At 59.7% G+C, this 23,279-nt stretch carries 17 protein-coding genes; 11 read left to right on the top strand and 6 right to left on the bottom strand.

Annotated elements, in window-relative coordinates; genetic code table 11:
- Positions 1-57: 57 nt before the first annotated feature.
- Complete coding sequence (locus PGR6_RS05240) at positions 58-546, bottom strand: CS1 type fimbrial major subunit (RefSeq protein ID WP_064616278.1); 489 nt, start codon at positions 544-546, stop codon at positions 58-60.
- Between the two features lie 517 nt (positions 547-1,063).
- On the opposite strand from PGR6_RS05240, the gene PGR6_RS05235 reads away from it, so the two are divergent.
- A complete protein-coding gene (locus PGR6_RS05235; RefSeq protein WP_064616276.1) occupies positions 1,064-1,645 on the top strand; it encodes a PadR family transcriptional regulator in 582 nt (193 codons plus the stop codon).
- On the top strand, positions 1,642-2,433 hold the full coding sequence (locus tag PGR6_RS05230) for a siderophore-interacting protein (protein WP_064616274.1): 792 nt from the start codon (positions 1,642-1,644) through the stop codon (positions 2,431-2,433). The genes PGR6_RS05235 and PGR6_RS05230 overlap by 4 nt, the downstream gene beginning before the upstream one ends.
- Positions 2,434-2,497: 64 nt before the next feature.
- On the opposite strand, the gene PGR6_RS05225 is transcribed toward PGR6_RS05230, so the two are convergent.
- The 3 genes from PGR6_RS05225 to PGR6_RS05215 all read right to left on the bottom strand — a co-directional run bounded on the left by PGR6_RS05225 (position 2,498) and on the right by PGR6_RS05215 (position 4,924).
- Positions 2,498-3,142 carry a Pr6Pr family membrane protein gene (locus PGR6_RS05225; protein WP_064616272.1) on the bottom strand — a complete coding sequence of 215 codons (645 nt, stop codon included), beginning with the start codon at positions 3,140-3,142 and terminating at the stop codon, positions 2,498-2,500.
- A gap of 2 nt (positions 3,143-3,144) precedes the next feature.
- Complete coding sequence (locus PGR6_RS05220) at positions 3,145-3,375, bottom strand: VF530 family DNA-binding protein (RefSeq protein WP_018926655.1); 231 nt, start codon at positions 3,373-3,375, stop codon at positions 3,145-3,147.
- Between the two features lie 160 nt (positions 3,376-3,535).
- Positions 3,536-4,924, bottom strand: a complete 1,389-nt coding sequence (locus PGR6_RS05215) for an aminotransferase-like domain-containing protein (protein ID WP_064616271.1) — start codon at positions 4,922-4,924, stop codon at positions 3,536-3,538.
- Between the two features lie 348 nt (positions 4,925-5,272).
- On the opposite strand from PGR6_RS05215, the gene PGR6_RS05210 reads away from it, so the two are divergent.
- The 8 genes from PGR6_RS05210 to lon all read left to right on the top strand — a co-directional run bounded on the left by PGR6_RS05210 (position 5,273) and on the right by lon (position 17,570).
- Entirely contained in the window at positions 5,273-6,478 is a 1,206-nt protein-coding gene (locus tag PGR6_RS05210) for a benzoate/H(+) symporter BenE family transporter (RefSeq protein WP_018926657.1), read from the top strand.
- Positions 6,475-7,647 carry an NAD(P)/FAD-dependent oxidoreductase gene (locus tag PGR6_RS05205; protein WP_018926658.1) on the top strand — a complete coding sequence of 391 codons (1,173 nt, stop codon included), beginning with the start codon at positions 6,475-6,477 and terminating at the stop codon, positions 7,645-7,647. The genes PGR6_RS05210 and PGR6_RS05205 overlap by 4 nt, the downstream gene beginning before the upstream one ends.
- Before the next feature lie 30 nt (positions 7,648-7,677).
- Positions 7,678-8,109, top strand: a complete 432-nt coding sequence (locus PGR6_RS05200) for a Rid family detoxifying hydrolase (RefSeq protein ID WP_007941724.1) — start codon at positions 7,678-7,680, stop codon at positions 8,107-8,109.
- Positions 8,110-8,217: 108 nt separating this feature from the next.
- Positions 8,218-9,471: a threonine synthase gene (thrC, locus tag PGR6_RS05195; protein ID WP_026286467.1), complete on the top strand. Its 1,254-nt coding sequence runs from the start codon at positions 8,218-8,220 to the stop codon at positions 9,469-9,471.
- Positions 9,472-9,484: 13 nt separating this feature from the next.
- Positions 9,485-10,723 (top strand): serine hydroxymethyltransferase, encoded by a 1,239-nt coding sequence (gene glyA, locus PGR6_RS05190; RefSeq protein WP_018926660.1) that lies wholly within the window; start codon positions 9,485-9,487, stop codon positions 10,721-10,723.
- Positions 10,724-10,966: 243 nt separating this feature from the next.
- Positions 10,967-12,349, top strand: a complete 1,383-nt coding sequence (locus tag PGR6_RS05185; protein ID WP_064616270.1) for a carbohydrate porin — start codon at positions 10,967-10,969, stop codon at positions 12,347-12,349.
- Between the two features lie 150 nt (positions 12,350-12,499).
- On the top strand, positions 12,500-14,908 hold the full coding sequence (locus tag PGR6_RS05180) for a glucose/quinate/shikimate family membrane-bound PQQ-dependent dehydrogenase (RefSeq protein WP_064616269.1): 2,409 nt from the start codon (positions 12,500-12,502) through the stop codon (positions 14,906-14,908).
- Positions 14,909-15,152: 244 nt separating this feature from the next.
- The gene (gene lon, locus PGR6_RS05175) at positions 15,153-17,570 is read left to right on the top strand and encodes an endopeptidase La (RefSeq protein WP_064616264.1); all 2,418 of its coding nucleotides are present in this window, start codon (positions 15,153-15,155) and stop codon (positions 17,568-17,570) included.
- 757 nt (positions 17,571-18,327) lie between these two features.
- On the opposite strand, the gene PGR6_RS05170 is transcribed toward lon, so the two are convergent.
- Both PGR6_RS05170 and PGR6_RS05165 read right to left on the bottom strand, forming a co-directional pair.
- A complete protein-coding gene (locus PGR6_RS05170) occupies positions 18,328-21,399 on the bottom strand; it encodes an efflux RND transporter permease subunit (protein ID WP_064616262.1) in 3,072 nt (1,023 codons plus the stop codon).
- A gap of 6 nt (positions 21,400-21,405) precedes the next feature.
- The gene (locus PGR6_RS05165) at positions 21,406-22,506 is read right to left on the bottom strand and encodes an efflux RND transporter periplasmic adaptor subunit (protein ID WP_019581601.1); all 1,101 of its coding nucleotides are present in this window, start codon (positions 22,504-22,506) and stop codon (positions 21,406-21,408) included.
- A 94-nt stretch (positions 22,507-22,600) separates the two neighbouring features.
- Here PGR6_RS05165 and PGR6_RS05160 point away from each other — a divergent pair, with 94 nt between their 5' ends.
- Positions 22,601-23,245, top strand: a complete 645-nt coding sequence (locus tag PGR6_RS05160; protein WP_018926667.1) for a TetR/AcrR family transcriptional regulator — start codon at positions 22,601-22,603, stop codon at positions 23,243-23,245.
- Positions 23,246-23,279: the final 34 nt, after the last annotated feature.

The raw sequence follows: 23,279 nt of genomic DNA, 5'->3' as shown, positions 1-23,279 counted from the left end.
TTGCCCGCCGATCGGTAAGTGTTATGAATTAAGGATGAACCTTAGTTAATAACGGTATTACGGAATGCGAGGAATGGCATCGAAGATCACCACTGGATTGGCGGTGTACAGGCCATTCTGGGTGTCGGTTGGTTTGGCAGCGGCAATCACCAGGTCAGCTTGCATGCCGCCGTTGGACTCGGAGTCACCGACCACTTCCTGCGACACGCCGGTCAGGGTTGTGCCATTGAACATGTAACTCAATGCGATGGTGTTGATGCCGTTGGACAATGGCTGCGGGCCGCCTTCGACGTAGGCGCCGACCGAACCGTTGGTGTGTTGTACATCATAAGTCGCACGGATCGGAGTCAATGTACCGGAGCCCAACACATAGCCCATTTTCTCGTCTTTACCGAAGTTCGGATCCCGCGGCTGAGCGTGGAAAACCTTGCTTGGAATGGTGGCGCTGATATTGATGGACGTGCGCGATTCTTCCGCAGCGAACGCTACCGAAGAGCTCAGGGCCAGCAGGGTCATCGGAACGGCGATTGCAAACTTCTTGAACATTGTTGAGTACCTGTCTTTTTCAAAGGATCGGACCGTGGAAAGTCACAACAAGCCAACACCCGGCACGAAGCATGGCGTTTTGGCTTAACTTTCGACGCCGGAGAATGATCGACCAATCGCTTGAGAAAGTAAGTACGTAACTTCCGAAGAACATGTAGTAACAACGGCTCTCGAACAGCAGGAAAAAAGTTAAAGAAACAGTAACTTTATTGTTTTGCCCTCAGAGAAATACTACACACAGTTTTAACTGAAAAAACACACAGACAAGAACTGATTTAAACTTCCGTAAGACCAATACTACTGTTCGCACACGAATAGACCAGCACTAAACGGAAGCACTTCATAATTAGTTCAATTACTCTAAAAATCAAACCTTCGTAGCATCCTCGTCACTCCCGTGCGCTCCCCACTCGCGCCTTTCCCCAAGCCCTCCAATCTCGACCGTTGGTCAAGAACGCTTGCGCCAGCCTAAAGATATATCTTAAGTTGTATCTAAACACGACGAGAGAAAGCAAAAATGAGAGACCATCATTCCCCCCACCGCGAACACGGCGACGGCCGCGACGGCTTCGAGAAACGCCCGGGTCCCGGCCGCGAGCGCGGCGGTCGCGGCCCACGCGTATTCGCCCCTGGCGACCTGAAATTGCTGCTGCTGGCGCTGATCGCCGAGCAGCCGTGCCACGGCTATGACCTGATCCGCCAGATCGAAAGCATGTTCGACGGCGCCTACAGCCCCAGCCCTGGCGTGATCTACCCGACCCTGACCTTCCTTGAAGAAAGCGAATTGATCCTGGGCGACGCCGAGGGTGGCAAAAAACGCTACAGCATCACCGACGCCGGACGTCTGTCATTAAGCGAGCAGGCGATTGCCCTGGACGGTGTGCGCATGCGCATCGAAGTCAGCAAGCGCTCATTGCGCGGCCAGGACCGCCCGGCCGAGATCCATGAAGCGGTGCACAACCTGCGTCATGCCTTGCAAATGCACCATGGTCGCTGGAGCCCGGAAGAAATCCTGCGGGTGCGCGACCTGCTCAACAACACGGCCAAAGCCATCGTCGACGGCCCCACCGTTCAACCCGTTTCGGAGAAAGTCGAATGACCGACGTTATCGTGCCATCCCAAACCATTCACCGTGTCAGCCACGAGATCAAACGCCGTCGCCTGCAAGTGCTGCGGGTGGTTGACCTGACGCCGCGCATGCGCAGGATTACCCTGGGCGGCCCGGAACTCGCAGGCTTCGTCAGCCTCGGCACGGATGACCACGTCAAACTGCTGTTCCCGCAAAACGCAGCGGAACAGGCCGCGCTGGAAACCCTGGTACTCGGTGCCGGCAAGGACAACGGGCCGATGCCCGCAATGCGCGACTACACGCCCCGTCGTTACGACCTGGACACGCTGGAACTGGACATCGACTTCGTGCTGCACGGCGACGGCCCTGCCTCGACCTGGGCCGAGCAGGCCAAACCCGGCCAGTTCCTGCACATCGGCGGGCCGCGTGGCTCGATGATCGTGCCGGACATCTTCGACAGCTACCTGCTGATCGGCGACGAAACCGCCCTGCCCGCCATCGCCCGCCGCCTCGAAGGCCTGGCCGCCAATCGACGTGCACTGGTGATCGTGGAAGTGGAAAACGGCGCCGAACAACAACGCCTGGAAAGCGCCGCGCAGGTCGATGTGATCTGGGTGCTGCGTGAAGGCGGCAGAAATAACCTGCTGACCACCGTGCAACAGATCAAAGTGCCCGCTGGCAATCTGTATGCGTGGGTGGCGACCGAAACCAAAGTGTCGCGGCAGATCCGCCGGGCATTGCTCGATGAGCACGGGCTGGACGAGCAGTTTGTGAAGGCTGTCGGCTACTGGCGGCTGGAAGACAGCGACGAGGAATAAACGCCACGCTGTGGCTGCATGCTTTTTGTGGCGAGGGAGCTTGCTCCCTCGCCACAGTCAGTGTTCACTTGCGATCCGTGCGCCACCGATCCAACCCGATCACCAACAGTGAAACCAGCACAAACCCCGCCAACAATCCCCCAGCATTCACGAACACCTGTGGATAACCCAGTTTGTCGACATCAATGAACGGATAGGGATAAACCGCCAGCAGATGCCCACGCCAAAGCGAATAGCCGAAGTACACCAGCGGATAAATCACCCACAACGCAATGTGCCGCAGCCGCAACGTCCCCTTGGGTACACAGAACCACCAATAAACCAGGAACAGCAGCGGCATGACGTCATGCATCAGCTCATCGGCCAGCCATTGCCAGCCTTCGGGATGCCATAAATGGCGCAACAACAGGCTGTACGCCACGCCGACCACCGCGATACTCACCGCAATGGCACTGCTCACCCACGGCTGCAAAAACCAGCGTCGCGCCGCCGACTCGCGGGACGTCAGTTCACAGGTCAGCACCACCGCCACCAGCGTATTGGTCAGCACCGTGAAAAAGCTGAAAAAACTCACCAGCCCGCCCAGCAGGCTGGCCGCGATACTCCAGCGGGCATAGAGAATCAGGTACATCTGAATGCTCAAGCCCGCCCAGCCCAGAATCGCCGCCACGGCCACACAACGACGCCTCGCGGTCGAGGGTATGACCATGCTCAGACCGGGCGCTTGGTGCGCATCAGTTTCACGTACAGGCGTTCGACCTTCTCCCGCGCCCACGGAGTTTTGCGCAAAAAGGTCAGGCTCGACTTGATGCTTGGGTCGCTCTTGAAGCAGCGGATATCGATACGCTCGGCCAGCCCCGACCACTCGTAGTGCGCAACCAGGGCGTTGAGGATTTGCTCCAGCGTCACGCCGTGCAGGGGATCAGGGTTGTGTTCGGTCATGCCGGGCCTTCGAACGATGAAAGGATGGGAAGCCGCGCACCTTAACGGAGGCTTTCGTCCGGTGGAAGGGCTCCGGACAGAGGCATTCGTCAGAGACTGAATTAACTGTAGGTGAGTTGGCCATCATCCGAGGGACAAACGTCAGGAGATAGCACCCGGCTCAGTAATAACGACGCGGGTCCGAATCGATCAGGCTGGCCAGCTTGGTCAGGGCAAACCGCAATTCGTCCTGGCTGGTGGGCGACATCAACACCAGTCGCACGCAGCGCGTAATGCCGCTACGTTCGGCCTGGAACTGGGTACCGCTGAGGACCAGCACACCGTTGGCACGGGCCAGCATGGTGAATTCGTCGCTGGTCCAGGGCTCGGGCAACGTCAACCAGACGTGGTAGGAATACGGCTGGGTCTTGAGCTCGAAATTGGCGAAGATTTCCTGAGCGATCGCCTGCCGCCCGGCGGCCTCGTTGCGCTGAATGCGTATCAGCTTTTTATCCAGCCCCTCGGTGATCACGTTGCTGGCCAACTGAGCGGTCAATGGCGACGGCATCCAGACGCTGCTGCGCACCATGGAGGTCAGGCGCGACAGCAGTTTCGGCGGGCTATAGAGATAGCCAATCCGCAAGGCCGGCATGACCGACTTCGACAGACTGGTCAGGTACACCGAACGATCCGGGGCAAACGCCGACAGCGGCTTGATCGACGGGTCGGTGGCCAGAAAACCGTAGATGTCATCGTCCAGGATAATGAAGTCGAACTCCTCGGCCAACGCCGCGATTTGTGCCCGACGTTTTTGCGACATGATCGCCGCCGTTGGGTTCTGGCACGTCGCCACGCAGACCAGCATCGCCGGTTTCTCACGCTGGCACAGCTCACGCAGCGCTTCGGGAATGATCCCTTCATCGTCCATTGGTACGCCACGCAGGCGTCGTTCGAGTCCATGGGCAAGGGAAATGATGCCGGGGTAGCAGAGCTCCTCGCAGAGCACCAGATCACCGGCGTTGGTCAACGCACTCATCGCGACCATCAAACCATGCTGTGCGCCGGCGGTGATCACCACTTGCTGCCATTGTGCATCGGGCAACGAATGGCGCAGCCATTGCGCGCCCGCCTCGCGATGAGCCGGATGACCGCCATCGGGGGCATAGTCGAGGGTATGGGCAAAATCCGTGCTTTTGGCCATGCCCACCAAGGCTCCACGCAACCAGTATTCCAGGGTTTCGCTGTAAGGCTTGATGATCGAAAGGTCCAATAACTCAGACTGCCCAAGATTCAGCGAAACGGCACTGTTGCTGGCCGGCAGTTCCAACTGTTTCTGGTTGAGCACATAAGTGCCACGCCCTACTTCCCCCTGCACCAGACGCCGCCGATGGGCTTCGCTATAGGCACGGCTGATGGTACCGGGCGTGACATTCAGCGTGGTGGCCAGCTCCCGCAGGGTCGGCAGACGATCACCTTCGTTCAACACGCCGTTGCTGATATCGCGCGCCAACGCGTCGGCAATCGACAAATACATCGGCTGGCTGAACTCGCTTAGCTGAGGAACCCACATGAATGATCGCTACCCATCGTAGAAATGATGAATATCCGAGCATATCACATGGTGGTTAGGCAACTAATAAATGGATTCAATCAATAAATTGAGTCGATTGATTCGGCGAATGAATCGAAAAGCATCTTTCATGCAAAATATTTTTCAAAAACTATATTTTCTTATAAATCAAATAGTTATTTGAAAAAAGCCTGACAAATACAGCTTGATAGCAAAAAAACATCTCGTAACAACCTCCTCGCCTATTGAATCAACTCAATTCATTCAAATACACTCATCTCGAATCGAAGCAATCGACTCAATCTCATTCTGAATCACCGCGTGCCAGCCACGCCAAGCCGAGACATCATGGACACACTCAGAAAGGATCTATCCCTGTCAGCGATCATTGCAGGCTTCATCGCCGTGATCATTTCCTATGCCGGCCCGCTGATCATCGTGTTTCAGGCGGCCCGGGAGGCACACCTGCCCAATGATCAAGTGTCGTCCTGGATCTGGGCTATTTCCATCGGCAGCGGCATTACCGGTCTGTTATTGAGCTGGCGCTTGCGGATTCCGGTGATTACGGCATGGTCGACACCGGGTGCGGCGTTGCTGGTGTCGATGCTGCCCACGGTCTCCCTGCCCGAGGCCATCGGCGCCTATGTGGTGGCTTCGGTGATTATCGCGGTGGTCGGCTTGTCCGGTGCGTTCGACAAATTGATGAGTCGCCTGCCAAAAGCCATCGCCGCCGCCATGCTCGCCGGCATCCTGTTTCGTTTCGGCGCTGAACTCTTCACCTCAATCAAGCTGCAGCCGAGCATGGTGCTGTCAATGATCGCGGCGTACCTGCTGTTCAAACGCTTTTCACCGCGCTACGCCATCCTGTCGGTATTGATTGTCGGCTGCGCCGTGGCCGCCTCGTTCGGTGGACTCAACACAGGTTCGATCACCGTCGATGTCGCTCACCCGATCTTCATTGCCCCGCAGTGGAGCTGGCACGCGATCATCAATATCGGCCTGCCGCTGGCCCTCGTCACCCTGACCGGGCAGTACGTGCCGGGCATGGCGGTGTTGCGCACCTCGGGCTACAACACCCCCGCGCGCTCGATCATTTCGGTCACAGCCATCGGCTCGATTTTGATGGCGCCATTCGGCTCCCATGGCTTAAACCTGGCGGCCATCACCGCCGCTATCTGCACCGGCCGCGAAGCCCATGAAGATCGCGACAAGCGCTACATCGCCGGGATCGCCTGCGGGGTGTTCTACATTCTGATGGGCATCTTCGGCGCGACCCTCGCTTCGGTGTTTTCTGCCTTGCCCAAAGAGCTGATCGCCTCCCTCGCCGGCCTGGCCCTGTTCGGGGCGATCAGCGCCGGGCTGACCGGAGCCATGGCTGACGAGAAACAACGTGAAGCGGCGCTGATCACCTTCCTGGTCACCGCCTCGGGCATGAGTTTCCTGGGGCTGGCCGCTGCATTCTGGGGGCTGATCTTCGGGCTCGTGGCACATTTCGTACTGACCTACACCCGGGAAAGCAAATCCGGCACCGTCGTCGAGGGCAGCCGACCATGACCGCTCGTTACGACTTCATCGTGGTTGGCGGCGGGATTGCCGGGGTATCCGCCGCCTATGAACTGGCGGCTCACGGCAGCGTGTGCCTGCTTGAACGCGAACCACAACTGGCCTATCACACCACCGGGCGTTCGGCGGCGATTTCCATGGAAAGCTACGGCAACCAGCAGATCCGCTCGCTGACTTGTGCCTCCCGGAGCTTTTTCGAGAATCCGCCCGAGGGGCTCGCCGAACATCCATTGTGGGCACCACGGGGTGCGTTGATCGTGGCCCAGGCGGCACGTGTGGATAAGTTGGCCGCCCGTTTCACCGCGGTTCTCGGGCAGGTGCCGACGGCGCAGTTCCTCGACGAGAAACAAGTCCTTGAACTGGTGCCTTACTTGGCAGAGGGCGCGTGGAGCGCGGGGATTTTCGAACCCAGCGCCTTCGATCTGGATGTACACGGCATTCATGGTGCCTATCTTGGCGGCCTGCGCGCTCGCGGCGGTGTGGTCAAACGTGAGACCGAAGTGTTGCGGGGCCAGTACCGTGCCGGTCACTGGACGTTACACACCCAGGATGGCCAGCACCTCGAGACCGCGATTGTGGTCAACGCCGCCGGCGCCTGGGCCGATGAATTGGCCGAGCGCTGCGGTTTGCCGAAGGTAGGTGTGCGGCCACTGCGCCGCACGGTGCTGGCGGTCGATCCGCAATGCGACGTGCACCGCACACCATACCTGGGAACGGTCGACGAAGACATTTTCATCAAGCCGGAAGCCGGACGCCTGATCGTCTCGCCTTGCGATGAAAGCCCGTCGTTGCCTTGCGATGCCCTGCCGGATGAACTCGATCTGGCCATCACCATGGATCGCCTGCAAAACACCACACGGCTGCGCCCTCGCTCGATCATCAACAAGTGGGCAGGCCTACGCACCTTTGTTGCCGACCGTTCGCCGGTATTGGGCCAGGACCCGTTGCAGGAAAGTTTCATCTGGCTTGCCGCACTGGGCGGCTACGGCATTCAGGCCGCACCGGCCATTGCCCGGTTGTGCAGTCACGCCGCACTGGGCAACGCAATGCCGTCCGACCTGGCGGCCCTGCACCTCAACTACCAGCACTTTTCCCCGGCGCGTTGCCGTGACGAGGAATTCTCGGCCCTGGCCGTGCGACAGGTTGCCGACTTGCACTAACCCCCCAACCCACTAACAAGGATCGTCATCATGCAGACCAACGCTCAACTCCAGCCCTTGGCCAAACCTTTTCTGGGCGAAGAAAACGTCATCTTCACCGACAAGGCCCCGCTGCCTCTGGGCACTTACTCCCAAGGCATCAAGGTCAGTCATGGGCAGACCATCTACCTGTCGGCACAGACCCCGGTCTCGGCGTTGAACAATGAAGTGCTGGCTCAGGATTTCGAAGGGCAACTGCGTCAGACCCTGGACAATCTGGCGCAGATGGCCGAAGCCGCGGGCGGCACTCTGGCGAACGTGGTCAAGGTCACTGCGTTCATCACGGACCTGAGCGAGTTCCCGACCCTGAACCGGGTCATGGAAGAGTATTTCACCCAGCCTTATCCAGCCCGCACCACCGCCGGCGCCAGCGCCTTGGCGCGCAATACCCTGGTCGCCATCGACGCCATCATGGTGGTCTGAAAAAAAATCTTCGGATAGCGAAGTACCCGTCGGTCCGGCGCATCGGAGTGATCCGTGTTTCCGCGCTGAACCGACGTTGTCAGGGAAGCGTACTTTCAAGGGTTGGCCATGAAGAAGTCTTACAGAGAGTATGTATTGCAGTGCCTGGCTTGCGAACGCCGCTACCAGCCACATGAAGTCAGCTACTACTGCCCCCATTGCAAAATCGATGGTGCTCTCGATGCGCTCTACGATTACCCGACACTGGCACGCGAATGGTCACGGGACAGTCTGGCTCATGACCACGCCCGGGGAATGTGGCGTTATGACCGGCTGATGCCGCTGAATTCCACGCAGTTCATTCCACCATTACTGGTGGGTAACACGCCGTTGTATTCACGTCCCGAATTGCTCGGCAGAGAGGCGCCAATCAAGGTATTCATCAAGGATGAATCCCGGCAGCCTACCGGCTCATTGAAGGATCGCGCCAGCGCCCTGGCTGTAGCCCATGCGATGCAATCCGGTGCGAGCACCGTCGCCGTCGCCAGCACTGGCAACGCTGCTTCGGCGCTGGCCGGAATGAGCGCGAGCCTGGGTCTGCGCAACGTGATTTACCTGCCAAAAAGTGCTCCCCGCGAGAAACTCGCACAAATGCAGGGCTACGGTGCCGAGATCGTACTGGTCGATGGGCAATACGACGAAGCGTTCGAACAATGCTTCGACGCCTGCGAAACCCATGGCTGGTACAACCGCACCACCGGCATCAATTCGTACATGAGCGAAGGCAAGAAAACCGTGGCTTTCGAGATGTGCGAACAGCTCGCCTGGCAAGTCCCGGACCTGGTGTTTGTCCCAGTCGGCAATGGCTGCATCCTGGGCTCGGTGTACAAAGGCTTCTTCGATCTGCTGCAACTGGGCTGGATTGAACGCATGCCACGGCTGATCGGCGTACAGGCGCAAAACAGCAATTTCATGTATCGAGCCTGGCGCAGCGACCAGCCGATGCAGCAGACCGAACGCATTACGCCTACCAGCCTCGCCAGCAGCATCAACGTGGCCCTGCCGCGCGACCGTCTCAAGGCCTTGCGCGCGGTAACGGCCAGCGAGGGCGAGTTCATCTGTGTCAGTGACCCGAGCATTGTCGCAGCGGCGTCCAGACTGGCCGCCAGCACCGGCGTTTTCCCCGAAGCCGGGGCAGCCAGCGCCTTCGCCGGTCTGCTCAAGTACGCCGAAGAACACCCCGACACGCCGCAAACCGCCGTGGTGCTGATCACCGGCAGCGGTCTGAAAGACACGTCCATTTTTCTTTCCGATACCAGCAAAAGCCAGTCACGGGTGTTGCCGCGTCACGCGCCAGCCCCCTTGGCTGAAGCACTCATTTAAAGGAATGCCCTCCATGAGCCTGCAGAATCTAGACCCCACCCTCGCTCGCCTGATCGGCCGCGAACGCAACCGCCAGGAAACCCACCTGGAGTTGATCGCCTCGGAAAACTACGTCAGCGAAGAAGTGCTGGAAGCCCAAGGTTCGGTGCTGACCAACAAGTACGCCGAAGGCTACCCAGGCAAGCGCTATTACGGTGGCTGTAAAGTGGTCGACGAGATTGAAAGCCTCGCCATCGAACGTGCCTGCAAACTGTTTGGTAGCGAATATGCCAACGTCCAGCCGCACTCCGGCTCCCAGGCCAACCAGGCCGTGTTTCTCGCTGTGCTCAACCCTGGCGACACGATTCTGGGAATGTCCCTGGCCGATGGCGGCCACTTGACCCATGGCGCCTCGGTAAACTTCTCCGGCAAGTTCTACACCGCCTATTCTTACGGCCTGGAAAAACACAGCGAAACCCTCGACTACGCCGAGATGGAAGCCCTGGCCCGGGAACACCGACCGAAAATGATCATTGCCGGTGCCTCGGCGTATTCAAGGACCATCGACTTCCAGCGTTTTCGCAACATCTGCGATGAAATCGGGGCGTACCTGATGGTCGACATGGCGCACTACGCCGGACTCATCGCAGCCGGCCTGTACCCCTCGCCGGTCGGCATTGCCGACTTCGTCACCTCGACCACTCATAAAACGCTGCGCGGCCCACGGGGTGGTCTGATCCTGGCCAAACGCGAACATGCGGCGTTGCTCGACAAGACGATATTCCCGGTCTATCAGGGCGGACCTCTGATGCACGTCATCGCCGCCAAGGCCGTAGCGCTCAACGAAGCCCTCGGCGATGAGTTCAAGCACTATCAGCAACGCGTCATCGACAACGCCAGGACCATGGCGAATATCCTTACTCGACGCGGCCTGCGGGTGGTGTCAGGGGGCACCGACTGCCACATGTTCCTGCTCGATCTGCGCGCGAAGAACATCACCGGAAAAGATGCCGAGGCGTTGCTCGAGAGCGCCCACATCACCTTGAACAAGAACGCGATCCCCGACGATCCGCAAAAACCTGCGATCACCAGCGGCATCCGCATTGGTACACCCGCCCTGACCACGCGGGGCTTCGGTGAAGCCGAATGCGCCGAAGTGGCCAACCTGATTGCCGACCTGCTTGAGCAACCGACCAATGCGGCACTGCTGGACAATGTCCGTCGACGGGTGATGCATTTGTGTGAATGCTTCCCGGTCTATCTGTTGAATTAACGGCCCTGAAACATGGCGAGGCGGACTATTCAGTCCGCCTTTTTTTTGCGCCACCTGGCACTGCGGCGACCGGTCGCAGCCGACTGTTACCAAATCCGAAATGATCCATGTCAGTAAAAGCCCTTTCTCAATGTGTTACAGAACATTATCCTTACGCCCGTCCAGCTGAAACGCTTCTCCCCTGCTGCATTCCTGCTGCGTTCAGCGCATCCCCTTTAGAAAAAGATCAAGAATTCCTTCTCTATGCCTGATTTTCAAACTCCGCGAGACAGCGCTGTCTCACCCGCTGTGTCCAGCCGAAAAGCCCTGAAGCTGATCAGCGGGTTCACCGCTCTGGGCCTTGCCACTTGCGCCCAGGCCGCGCCAGCCTTCGATAGCAACTCGCCATGGATGCTGGGTGACTGGAACGGCACTCGCACCGAACTTTCGGAAAAAGGCTACGACTTCAAAGTCGATTACACCGGCGAAATGGGCAGCAATCTGCACGGTGGCTACGACCATGACCGTACCGCGCGCTACAGCGATCAGTTTGCCTTGGGCACTCACCTGGACTTGCAGAAGATTCTGGGTTGGGACGACGCTGAATTTCAGCTGACCATCACCGAACGCAATGGCAACAACATCAGCAACGACCGGATCAACGACCCGCGTGTCGGCGGTTTCACCTCGGCGCAAGAAGTCTGGGGCCGTGGCCAGACCTGGCGCCTGACGCAGATGTGGTACCAGCAGAAATTCTTCGACCAGAAGCTCGACATCAAGGTCGGCCGCTTTGGCGAGGGTGAAGACTTCAACAGCTTCCCCTGCGACTTCCAGAACCTGGCGTTCTGCGGCTCCCAGGTCGGTAACTGGGTCGGTGGCATCTGGTACAACTGGCCCGTCAGCCAGTGGGCCATGCGCGTCAAATATCACCTGACGCCCGAGCTTTACGCACAAGTCGGGGCTTACGAGCAAAACCCGTCCAATCTGGATCGCGGCAACGGTTTCAAGCTCAGCGGCAGCGGCACTCAGGGCGCAATCCTGCCGGTAGAACTGGTCTGGACCCCGAAGCTCAACGGCCTGCCGGGTGAATACCGCGCCGGTTACTACTACAGCAGCGCCAAGGCCAGCGACGTTTATAAGGACGGCAATGGCCAGCCGGCCGCCCTGAGCGGCGAGGCTTACCGCAGTGCATCGAGCAAACATGGCGTATGGCTCGGTATTCAGCAGCAACTGACCAGCCGCGCCAGCGACAATTCACGCGGCCTGAGTGTGTTCGCCAACGCCACGATGCACGACAAGAAGACCAACGCCATCGACAACTATGTCCAGGCCGGTGTCGTCTACAAAGGCCTGTTCGATGCCCGCGCCAAAGACGATATCGGCTTCGCGCTGGCCCGTGTCCACGTCAACCCGGCCTACCGCAAGAACGCCGAGGCCACCAACCAGGCCCGCGCCGCCTTCGACTTCGACGATCCGTCGTTCCTGCCCCCGCAAGACACCGAATACAGCAGCGAGCTCTATTACGGCGTGCACGTCACCAACTGGCTGACCGTGCGCCCGAACCTGCAATACATCCGCCACCCCGGTGGCGTGGACAAGGTCGACGACGCGCTGATTGGCGGGATCAAGATCCAGTCATCGTTCTGATCAAACGCATAAAACCTGTGGGAACTGGCAAGCCTGCTCCCACAGGGACCGCATCAACCAAACACTTTTTCGATGAACCATGCCCGCGCCAGATCGTCATCTACAGTGAACTTGCGCGGCACTACTTAAAACGTCACGGAGAACCACACTATGAGCACTGATGGTGCTTTGAGTCGAAGCCGTTTATTGCCGACCCTGCTCGGCATTCTGCTTCTACTAATGGGCCTGGCCTTGCTGGCCGGGGGGATCAAGCTGAGCATGCTCGGCGGCTCGCTGTATTACCTGCTGGCCGGTATCGGCCTGATGGTGGCCGGTGGGCTGCTGCTGGCCGACCGTTATGCGGCGCTGAGCGTGTACGCTATGGTGCTGTTCGCCAGTACCGTCTGGGCACTGTGGGAAGTCGGTCTGGACTGGTGGCAACTGGTGCCGCGTCTGGCGCTGCTCTTTACCCTCGGCATCGTCATGCTGCTGCCATGGTTTCGTCGCCCGTTGCGTCGCGGCGACTTCAACCCGGTCGGCACCGGTGTGCTGAGTGCTGCCGTGGTCATCGCCGGTATCGCCGCGCTGGCCAGCCTGTTCACCAACCCTGGTGAAATCAAAGGCCAACTGGACCGTGACGCTGTGCCTGGCATGAGCAACACCGCCCCGGCCATGCCGGATGGCGACTGGAACTCCTACGGCCGCAGTGCCCATGGCGATCGCTACTCGCCACTGGCGCAAATCACCCCGCAGAACGTCAGCAAACTGGTTCCCGCCTGGACGTTCCGCACCGGTGACTTGCCTGGCCCGAACGACCCGGGCGAAACCACCGCCGAAAACACCCCGCTCAAAGCCAACGGCATGCTCTATGTCTGCACGCCGCACAGCCAGGTGATCGCACTGGACCCGGACACCGGCAAGGAAATCTGGCGTTTCGATCCGAAGCTCTCCACGCAGAACGCGGCGAACTTCAAGGGTTGGGCGCACATGACCTGCCGTGGCGTGACCTATCACGATGATGCCGCCTACGCGTCCGAGCAGAGCCCGACCGGCACTGCCAACGCGCCAGTGACCAGCGTCTGCCCGCGCCGGATCTTCCTGCCGACCGCCGACACCCGCCTGATCGCCCTGAACGCCGACACCGGCAAGATGTGCGAAGACTTCGGTAACGGTGGCCAGGTCGACCTGACCGCCAACATCGGCAGCTTCACCCCTGGTGGTTACTACTCCACTTCGCCACCGGCGGTCACCAAAGACCTGGTGGTGATTGGCGGCCACGTCACCGACAACGTTTCCACCGACGAGCCAAGCGGCGTCATCCGCGCGTTCGACGTGCACACCGGCAAACTGGTGTGGAACTGGGACAGCGGCAATCCGGACGACACCACGCCGATTGCCGAAGGCAAGGTCTACACCCGCAACTCACCGAACATGTGGTCCATGTTCGCCGTCGACGAAAAACTCGGCATGCTCTACCTGCCGATGGGCAACCAGACCCCGGATCAGTTCGGTGGCGCGCGTACCCCTGAATCGGAACTGCACTCCGCCGGCCTGACCGCGCTGGACATCGCCACCGGCAAAGTGCGCTGGCACTTCCAGTTCACTCACCATGACCTGTGGGACATGGACGTCGGTGGCCAGCCAACCCTGATGGACCTGAAAACCGCAGACGGTGTGAAACCGGCGGTGCTCGCGTCCACCAAGCAAGGCAGCATCTACGTGCTGGACCGCAGCAACGGCCAACCGATCGTGCCGATCAATGAAATCCCGGTACCGCAAGGCGCGGTGGAAGGCGACCACACTTCGCCGACCCAACCGATGTCCGACCTGAACTTCGTGCCGCCGACCCTCAAGGAACGCGACATGTGGGGCGTGACCCCGTTCGATCAGATGCTGTGCCGGATCGACTTCAAATCCCTGCGTTACGACGGCATGTTCACGCCGCCATCGCTGCAAGGCTCGATCGTTTATCCGGGTAACTTCGGCGTGTTCGACTGGGGCGGCATGTCGGTTGACCCGGTGCGTCAGATTGCTTTCGTGAACCCGAGCTACATGGCGTTCAAATCGAAACTGATCCCGGCCGCCGAAATCGCCAAACAAGGCCCTCGCGTCAGCGAAACCCAAGGCGTACAGCCCAACAAAGGCGCGCCATACGGCGTGATCCTCGAAGCCCTGCTGTCGCCAATGGGCCTTCCGTGCCAGGCACCGGCGTGGGGTTACGTGGCGGCGGTCGACCTGACCACCCACAAAACCATCTGGAAGCACAAGAACGGCACCGTGCGCGACAGCTCGCCGGTTCCGATCCCTCTGAGCATGGGCGTACCGAGCCTGGGCGGGACCTTCACCACTGCCGGTGGCGTGGCCTTCCTGAGCGGCACCCTCGACCAGTACCTGCGCGCCTACGACGTGAAAAACGGCAAGCAGCTGTGGGAAGGCCGCCTGCCAGCCGGCGCGCAAACCACACCGATGACCTACACCGGCAAGGACGGCAAGCAATACGTGCTCGTTGTTGCGGGTGGTCACGGCTCGTTGGGCACCAAGCAAGGTGACTATGTGATTGCGTACAAACTGTCGGAATAAGCGGTAGCGGCAGTTAAAACAAAGGCGACGCCCTGTGAGGGGCGTCGCCTTTTTTTGTGGGCGCTGCAATCCCCGCCATCCCCAAAATCCCTGTAGGGCGGCGTGCATCTTTTGATCTGGCTTTTGACCTTGATCCACCCGCACCTGTCAAAACCCTGAACACACACTCTGAAATAGCCAGGGCCATTGAAACCACCCCCCACCTGCCCCATCTAAGATCCATACCCTATTGCGCAGGTGCCCCATGACCGACCAGCAAGAATTTCCCGAAGACCCGAGCGAATACGCAGAAACAGACAACGCCGAACACCATGCACCCGGCAAAGGCCTCACCCTGCCTGGCCAGAACCTGCCGGACAAGGTCTACATCATCCCGATCCACAACCGGCCTTTCTTCCCGGCGCAAGTGCTGCCGGTGATCGTCAACGAAGAGCCGTGGGCCGAGACTCTCGAACTGGTGAGCCAGTCCGACCACCATTCCCTGGCCCTGTTCTTCATGGACGCCCCCCAGGACAACCCGCGCCATTTCGATACCAAAGCCCTGCCGGAATACGGCACGCTGGTCAAAGTCCATCATGCCAGCCGCGAAAACGGCAAACTGCAATTCGTCGCCCAGGGCCTGACCCGGGTGCGCATCAAAACCTGGCTCAAGCACCATCGCCCACCGTACCTGGTGGAAGTCGAATACCCGCACCAGCCCACCGAGCCGACCGACGAGGTCAAGGCCTACGGCATGGCGCTGATCAATGCGATCAAGGAGCTGCTGCCGCTGAACCCGCTGTACAGCGAAGAGTTGAAAAACTACCTCAACCGCTTCAGCCCCAACGATCCGTCGCCCCTGACCGACTTCGCCGCCGCCCTGACCTCGGCCACGGGCAGCGAGTTGCAAGAAGTGCTCGACTGCGTGCCGATGCTCAAGCGCATGGAAAAAGTCCTGCCGATGCTGCGCAAGGAAGTCGAAGTCGCGCGCTTGCAGAAAGAGATTTCCGCTGAAGTTAACCGCAAGATTGGCGAACATCAGCGCGAGTTCTTCCTTAAGGAACAACTCAAGGTCATCCAGCAAGAGCTGGGGCTGACCAAGGACGATCGCAGCGCCGACATCGAACAGTTCGAGCAACGCCTGACGGGCAAGGTGTTGTCGCCCCAGGCGCAGAAACGCATCGTTGAGGAAATGAACAAACTGTCGATCCTCGAAACCGGATCGCCGGAATACGCGGTGACCCGCAACTACCTCGATTGGGCGACTTCGGTGCCGTGGGGCGTGTATGGCGAGGACAAACTCGACCTCAAGCATGCGCGCAAGGTGCTGGACAAACACCACGCCGGCCTCGACGACATCAAGGACCGCATCCTCGAGTTCCTCGCAGTCGGTGCCTATAAAGGCGAGATCAGCGGCTCCATCGTGTTGCTGGTGGGCCCGCCGGGCGTGGGCAAGACCAGCGTTGGTAAATCCATCGCCGAATCCCTCGGTCGACCGTTCTACCGCTTCAGCGTTGGCGGCATGCGTGACGAAGCCGAGATCAAGGGCCATCGCCGCACCTACATCGGCGCACAACCGGGCAAACTCGTCCAGGCGTTGAAAGACGTCGAAGTGATGAACCCGGTGATCATGCTCGACGAGATCGACAAGATGGGCCAGAGCTACCAGGGCGACCCGGCCTCGGCGCTGCTGGAAACCCTCGACCCGGAACAGAACGTCGAATTCCTCGACCATTACCTGGACTTGCGCCTGGACCTGTCGAAAGTGCTATTCGTCTGCACCGCCAACACCCTGGACTCGATCCCCGGCCCGTTGCTGGACCGGATGGAAGTGATTCGCCTGTCGGGTTACATCACCGAAGAAAAAGTTGCCATCGCCAAGCGTCACCTGTGGCCGAAACAGCTGGAAAAGGCCGGCGTATCCAAAGGCAACTTGAGCATTAGCGACACTGCATTGAGGGCCTTGATCGACGGCTATGCCCGTGAGGCCGGAGTCCGTCAGCTGGAGAAAAACCTCGGCAAACTGGTGCGCAAAGCGGTGATGAAACTGCTCGATGAACCGAAAGCCGTCATCAAACTCGGCCCCAAAGACCTGGAAGCCTCACTCGGCCGCCCGGTGTTCCGCAACGAGCAAGTGCTGTCCGGCGTCGGCGTGATCACCGGGCTGGCCTGGACCAGCATGGGCGGCGCGACCCTGCCGATCGAAGCCACGCGCATCCACACCCTCAACCGAGGCTTCAAACTCACCGGGCAACTGGGGGACGTGATGAAAGAGTCGGCAGAAATTGCCTACAGCTACGTCAGCTCCCATCTGAAGCAATTCGGTGGTGACCCGACATTCTTCGATGAAGCCTTCGTCCACCTCCACGTACCGGAAGGCGCAACGCCGAAAGACGGCCCGAGCGCCGGCGTGACCATGGCCAGTGCCCTGCTTTCGCTCGCCCGTAACCAGCCACCGAAAAAAGGCGTAGCCATGACCGGTGAACTAACGCTGACCGGGCATGTACTGCCGATTGGCGGCGTGCGCGAAAAAGTCATCGCAGCGCGTCGGCAGAAGATCAATGAACTGATTTTGCCGGAGCCTAATCGGGGTAATTTCGAAGAGTTGCCGGAATACCTGAAAGAAGGGATTACCGTGCACTTTGCCAAGCGCTTCGCGGATGTGGCGAAGATATTGTTCTGAGCCGTCACCTGATCGTTTCCATGGGTTGGGAATAATCAGACTCAACAAAAAGCCCGCTGACCTTTTAAGGGGGCAGCGGGCTTTTCATTTGTGCTACGTCTGCGGATCTAGATTATCGAGCACGCGGTTGATCATCGACTATCAAGCTCGCCTCCACGAATGCTGTCTCAAAAACTCACGAAACTGAGTTCTGAATACAATATTCCGATCATTTGACTCAGTTTCAAACGATTCTGAGACAAGCGAGCTGCCGCAGGCTGCGATCTTTTGATCTTGAAAACCAACGTCAAAAGATTGCACCCGCCATGGACTGATCGGCTGTCAGGCCGCCTTCGCGGGCAAGTCGGATCGCCGCACCGCTCCCCCCTACGATGGAGCGGCGTACACCCGCCAAACTACAGGCCGAGCGTTAGCTCGCCTGCCGCTTTTGATCTTGATTCACCCGCCCCTTCGGGAGGCTGAGTGGAGGTGTTCATCTGGGGATTGGCGCGCAGCGCCGTTCGACGCAGTCGAACACATCGCATGTAGGTTGAAGCGAAGCCAACCGTAGGGCGATGCCCCCAGATGGATACCGGAGCGAAGGAACCCCGAGCCTTAGCGAGGGGCCGGACGCTTGGGGCGAGCGTTTTTTGCTTCCTTTTTTAGGCGCTTGTAAAAAAGGGAGTCGCCGTAAGGGCGAAACCATAAGCCGCCGTTACCGCAGAAATGGATATGTACACCACCAACAAGAACATGGTCGGCCCGAAGGCCGCCAAGATCAAACCGGTTCTTTTTTCACTCTGAACCAAGCCGCATACAACGCCGGCAAGAACAGCAACGTCAACGCCGTCGCCACAATCAGCCCGCCCATGATCGCCACCGCCATCGGCCCGAAAAACACACTGCGCGATAATGGAATCATCGCCAGCACCGCCGCCAGCGCGGTCAACACAATCGGCCGGAAACGTCGCACCGTCGCCTCGATGATCGCCTGCCAGGGCTTGAGCCCGGCAGCAATGTCCTGCTCGATCTGATCCACCAGAATCACCGAGTTACGCATGATCATCCCGGACAGCGCGATGGTCCCGAGCATGGCGACGAAACCGAACGGCTGACGGAACACCATCAGAAACAACGTCACCCCGATCAACCCCAGCGGCGCTGTCAGAAACACCATGGCAGTGCGAGAGAAACTGCGCAGTTGCAGCATCAGCAACGTCAGCACCACCACGATGAACAGCGGCACGCCGGCCTTCACCGAGTTCTGCCCACGGGCCGAGTCTTCCACCGTACCGCCGACTTCCAGCAGATAGCCGTCCGGCAGTTCGGCGCGGATCGGATCGAGGGTCGGCATGATTTGCTGCACCAGTGTCGCCGGTTGTTCCTTGCCGTAGATGTCGGCGCGAACCGTCACGTTGGGCAGGCGGTTACGGTGCCAGATGATGCCTTCTTCGAAGCCGTATTCCAGCGTGGCAATCTGCGACAGCGCCACGCTGCGACCGTTGTCGGTCGGCACGGCCAGGCTCGGCAGCAATGCCAGTTCAGTGCGCTCATGCACCGTGCCGCGCAGCAGGATCTCGATCAATTCGTTGTCTTCGCGGTACTGACTGACACTGGAGCCGGTCAGCGAGCTTCGCAGGAACCCCGAGAGGTTCGCCGTGCTCACGCCCAGCGCCCGCGCGCGATCCTGATCGACGTTCAGGTACACGACTTTGCTCGGCTCTTCCCAATCCAGATGCACGTTGGCCACGTGTGGGTTCTCGCGAACCTTGGCCGCGACTTTACGCGCCAGGGCGCGGACGTCCGCAATGTTCTCACCGGTGACCCGGAACTGCACCGGATAGCCAACCGGCGGGCCGTTTTCCAGACGCGTGACCCGCGAGCGCAGGGCCGGGAATTGTTCATTGAGGGTTTCGATCAGCCAAGTGCGCAGGGCTTCGCGGTCTTCGATGGTTTTGGCCAGGACAACAAATTGCGCAAAGCTTGCAGCCGGAAGTTGCTGGTCCAGCGGCAGGTAGAAACGCGGCGAACCGGTGCCGACATAAGCCACATAGTTGTCGATCCCGGCGTGATCCTTGAGCAGGCCTTCGAGACGCTTGACCTCCTCGGCGGTGTTGCTCAGGGAGGCACCTTCGGCGAGTTTCAGATCAACCATCAATTCCAGTCGCCCCGATGCCGGGAAGAACTGCTGCGGCACGAAACGGAACAGCACCACGGACGCGACGAACATCACGATGGTCAGCACGATCACCGTTTTGCGTCGGCGCACGCACCACTCCACCAGCCGTCTGACGCGCTGATAGAACGGCGTGCCGTAAGGGTCGGGTTGGCCGTCGCCAGTGCCGTGTTTGGCGGCGTGAATTTTCGCCAGGTCCGGCAGAAGTTTCTCCCCCAGATAAGGCACAAAAACCACGGCGGCCACCCACGACGCCAGTAGCGCGATGGTCACCACCTGGAAGATCGAGCGGGTGTACTCGCCAGTGCCCGATTGCGCGGTGGCGATCGGCAGGAAACCGGCGGCGGTGATCAACGTACCGGTGAGCATCGGGAACGCGGTGCTGGTCCAGGCATAGCTGGCGGCCTTGATCCGGTCGAAGCCCTGCTCCATTTTGATCGCCATCATTTCCACGGCGATGATCGCATCATCCACCAGCAAGCCCAGCGCCAGCACCAGCGCGCCGAGGGAAATCTTGTGCAGGCCTATCCCTAAGTAATACATGCAGGCGAACGTCATCGCCAACACCAGCGGTATCGCCAGCGCTACGACCATGCCGGTGCGCACGCCGAGGGAGAAGAAGCTCACCAGCAACACAATCGCCAGGGCCTCCACCAGCACCTGAACGAACTCGCCCACACCGGTTTTCACCGCGGCGGGTTGATCGGAGACTTTGCGCAACTGCATGCCAGCCGGCAGGTTTTGCTGAATCCGGGCGAACTCGATTTCCAGCGCCTTGCCCAATACCAGAATATCGCCACCGTCCTTCATGGCCACCGCCAGACCGATGGCGTCTTCAGCCATGAAGCGCATGCGCGGCGCCGGTGGATCGTTGAAGCCACGACGAACGTCCGCCACATCACCGATGCGGAACGTGCGATCTGCAACGCGAATCGGGAAGTTCTTGATCTCGTCGACCGTCTGAAAATTCCCCGAGACCCGTAGCTGCAAACGCTCGCTGGTGGTTTCGAAGAAGCCGGCGGTGGACATCGCGTTCTGTTCTTCAAGTGCCTGCTGCACCGCCGCCAGCGGCACTCCGAGGGTGGCCAGTTTAACGTTGGAGAGTTCGATCCAGACCTTCTCGTCCTGCAACCCGAGCAGGTCGACCTTGCCCACATCCTTGACCCGTTGCAGCTGGATCTGGATGCGGTCGGCGTAATCCTTGAGCACTGCGTAATCAAAGCCCTCGCCGGTCAGGGCGTAGATGTTGCCGAACGTGGTGCCGAATTCATCGTTGAAAAACGGGCCCTGGATACCCGGTGGCAGGGTCTGGCGAATATCGCCGATCTTCTTGCGGACCTGATACCAGAGGTCCGGGATATCCACCGAATGCATGGAATCGCGCGCCATGAACGTCACCTGGGACTCGCCCGGGCGGGAGAACGAGGTGATCCGTTCGTACTCCCCGGTTTCCATCAGTTTCTTTTCAATACGCTCGGTGACCTGGCGCGAAACTTCCTCGGCCGTGGCCCCCGGCCAGTTGGTACGAATTACCATGGCCTTGAAGGTGAACGGCGGGTCTTCGCTTTGGCCAAGCTTGGTGTAGGACAACGCCCCGACCACAGCCAGCAGGAGCATCAGGAACAGTACGATCTGGCGGTTACGCAGCGCCCATTCGGATAGATTGAAACCCATCGGGGATTACTCCTTGTGCGCCAGATTGACCACGCGATTGGAGCGATCCACCGGGCGCACTTGCTGCCCGTCGTGAAGCACATGAACACCGGCCGCCACCACCCAGTCGCTGGCGTTCAGCCCCTCGAGCACCGGCACGGTTTTCTCGCCAAATGCACCGACCCGCACCGGGACTTTTTTCAAGGTGTTGTTGGCGCCGACCACCCACACATAGGTGGCGCCGTTTTCTGCGGTGAGGGCCGACAGCGGCACTGACAACGGCACCACTTCGGCAGTCTGGATGAACACCCGGGCACTCTGGCCGAGTTCGGCGGGAACCTTGCCGGCGGTAAAAGCGATACGGGCGGCAAAAGTGCGGGATTTGGGATCGGCGGCCGGCGACAACTCACGGATCTGCCCAGGGAAACGCTGATCGGGTTGGGTCCAGAGCTCCACCGAGACCGGCTGACCGACCTTGAAGCGGCCGAAGCTCTGTTCCGGCAGGCTGATCAATACTTCGCGCTCGCCATCGGTGGCCAGGGTAAACACGGTTTGCCCGGCCGCCACCACTTGCCCGACTTCAACCGCGCGCTTGGCCACCACGCCATCCTGCGGCGCACGCAGCACCGCGTAACTGGCCTGATTGGTCGAAACGTTGAATTCGGCTTTGATTTGCTTGAGGCGGGCCTCACCGGAGCGATAGAGGTTTTCCGCGTTGTCGTACTGCGAACGGCTGACCATCTGCCGCTCCATCAGGGTCTTGTAGCGATCACGCTCGGCGCGCACCAGGTTCAGATTGGCTTCGGCAGCCGCGACCTGGGCACGGGTGGCTTCCAGTTGCAGGCGCACGTCCTGAGGATCGAGTTCCGCCAGGGGTTGGTCAGCCTTGACCCGCTGCCCTTCTTCGACCAGTCGTCGGCTGACTTTGCCGCCAATCCGGAAGGCAAGGTCCGGCTCATAACGCGCGCGAACTTCGCCGGGATAGCTTTCCATTGCCTGGGCCGAGGGCTCTGGCTGCACCACCATGGCCGGGCGCACGCTGACCGGAGGGGCTTCTTCATGGCCACATGCCGACAATAGAAAAGCCAGACTGACCGGCAACGCGAGGGGCAAGGCAAAGCGCAGCATGGTGAACGACCTTTCGCTAATGGGGCTTGGAATAATTATACTGACCAGTATGTTATTAATAGCAAACTCACCAGTCCAGTATTAAAAGCGAAGAATGTCAGACAATCTTTCCACCCCCAGCGGTCCGGGCCGTCCCAAGGATCTGGCCAAGCGCCGGGCAATCCTCGACGCGGCGAAAATCCTGTTTTTGAGTAAGGGATACGCCAACACCAGCATGGATGCCGTAGCGACTGAGGCCGGCGTGTCGAAGCTGACGGTCTACAGCCATTTCAACGACAAGGAGACGCTGTTCTCTTCCGCTGTCGTGGCCAAATGCGAGGAGCAATTGCCTCCGCTGGTTTTTGAATTGCCGGACGGCGTCGCCGTGGAAACCGTGCTGCTGAACATCGCACACGGCTTTCATCAACTGATCAACAGCGACGAATCGGTGAACCTGCACCGGCTGATGATGACGCTGGGCAGCCAGGACCCGAAACTCGCACAGATCTTCTTCGAGGCCGGGCCGGAACGCGTGCTGCACGGCATGGAGCGTTTGCTGAGCAAGATCGATCAGAGTGGCGTGTTGAGCATCGACAAACCGCGCAATGCCGCCGAGCACTTCTTCTGCCTGCTCAAGGGCGCGGGGAATTTCCGCTTGCTGTATGGCTGCGGCGAACCGGTAACCGGGGATGCGGCCGAAGCCCATGTGCAGGAAGTGGTGGGATTGTTTATGCGGGCGTATCGGCCGGAGTCGGCCTGATAGATATTTGGCGTGATGATCGTTCCCACGCTGC

It is taken from the genome of Pseudomonas sp. GR 6-02 (assembly GCF_001655615.1).
Classification (GTDB): Bacteria; Pseudomonadota; Gammaproteobacteria; order Pseudomonadales; family Pseudomonadaceae; genus Aquipseudomonas.
Note: the sequence above shows the minus strand (reverse complement) of the source record. Positions and strands in the feature narration are given on the sequence as shown.

Coding starts and splice junctions, on each gene's coding strand:
- PGR6_RS05215 (WP_064616271.1), bottom strand. CDS start 4,924: ATGTGGGTTCCTCAGCTAAGCGAGTTCAGCCAGCCGATGTATTTGTCG.
- PGR6_RS05240 (WP_064616278.1), bottom strand. CDS start 546: ATGTTCAAGAAGTTTGCAATCGCCGTTCCGATGACCCTGCTGGCCCTG.
- PGR6_RS05225 (WP_064616272.1), bottom strand. CDS start 3,142: ATGGTCATACCCTCGACCGCGAGGCGTCGTTGTGTGGCCGTGGCGGCG.
- PGR6_RS05185 (WP_064616270.1), top strand. CDS start 10,967: ATGCCTGATTTTCAAACTCCGCGAGACAGCGCTGTCTCACCCGCTGTG.
- lon (WP_064616264.1), top strand. CDS start 15,153: ATGACCGACCAGCAAGAATTTCCCGAAGACCCGAGCGAATACGCAGAA.
- PGR6_RS05180 (WP_064616269.1), top strand. CDS start 12,500: ATGAGCACTGATGGTGCTTTGAGTCGAAGCCGTTTATTGCCGACCCTG.
- PGR6_RS05210 (WP_018926657.1), top strand. CDS start 5,273: ATGGACACACTCAGAAAGGATCTATCCCTGTCAGCGATCATTGCAGGC.
- PGR6_RS05165 (WP_019581601.1), bottom strand. CDS start 22,506: ATGCTGCGCTTTGCCTTGCCCCTCGCGTTGCCGGTCAGTCTGGCTTTT.
- PGR6_RS05235 (WP_064616276.1), top strand. CDS start 1,064: ATGAGAGACCATCATTCCCCCCACCGCGAACACGGCGACGGCCGCGAC.
- glyA (WP_018926660.1), top strand. CDS start 9,485: ATGAGCCTGCAGAATCTAGACCCCACCCTCGCTCGCCTGATCGGCCGC.
- PGR6_RS05200 (WP_007941724.1), top strand. CDS start 7,678: ATGCAGACCAACGCTCAACTCCAGCCCTTGGCCAAACCTTTTCTGGGC.
- PGR6_RS05220 (WP_018926655.1), bottom strand. CDS start 3,375: ATGACCGAACACAACCCTGATCCCCTGCACGGCGTGACGCTGGAGCAA.
- PGR6_RS05230 (WP_064616274.1), top strand. CDS start 1,642: ATGACCGACGTTATCGTGCCATCCCAAACCATTCACCGTGTCAGCCAC.
- PGR6_RS05160 (WP_018926667.1), top strand. CDS start 22,601: ATGTCAGACAATCTTTCCACCCCCAGCGGTCCGGGCCGTCCCAAGGAT.
- PGR6_RS05205 (WP_018926658.1), top strand. CDS start 6,475: ATGACCGCTCGTTACGACTTCATCGTGGTTGGCGGCGGGATTGCCGGG.
- thrC (WP_026286467.1), top strand. CDS start 8,218: ATGAAGAAGTCTTACAGAGAGTATGTATTGCAGTGCCTGGCTTGCGAA.
- PGR6_RS05170 (WP_064616262.1), bottom strand. CDS start 21,399: ATGGGTTTCAATCTATCCGAATGGGCGCTGCGTAACCGCCAGATCGTA.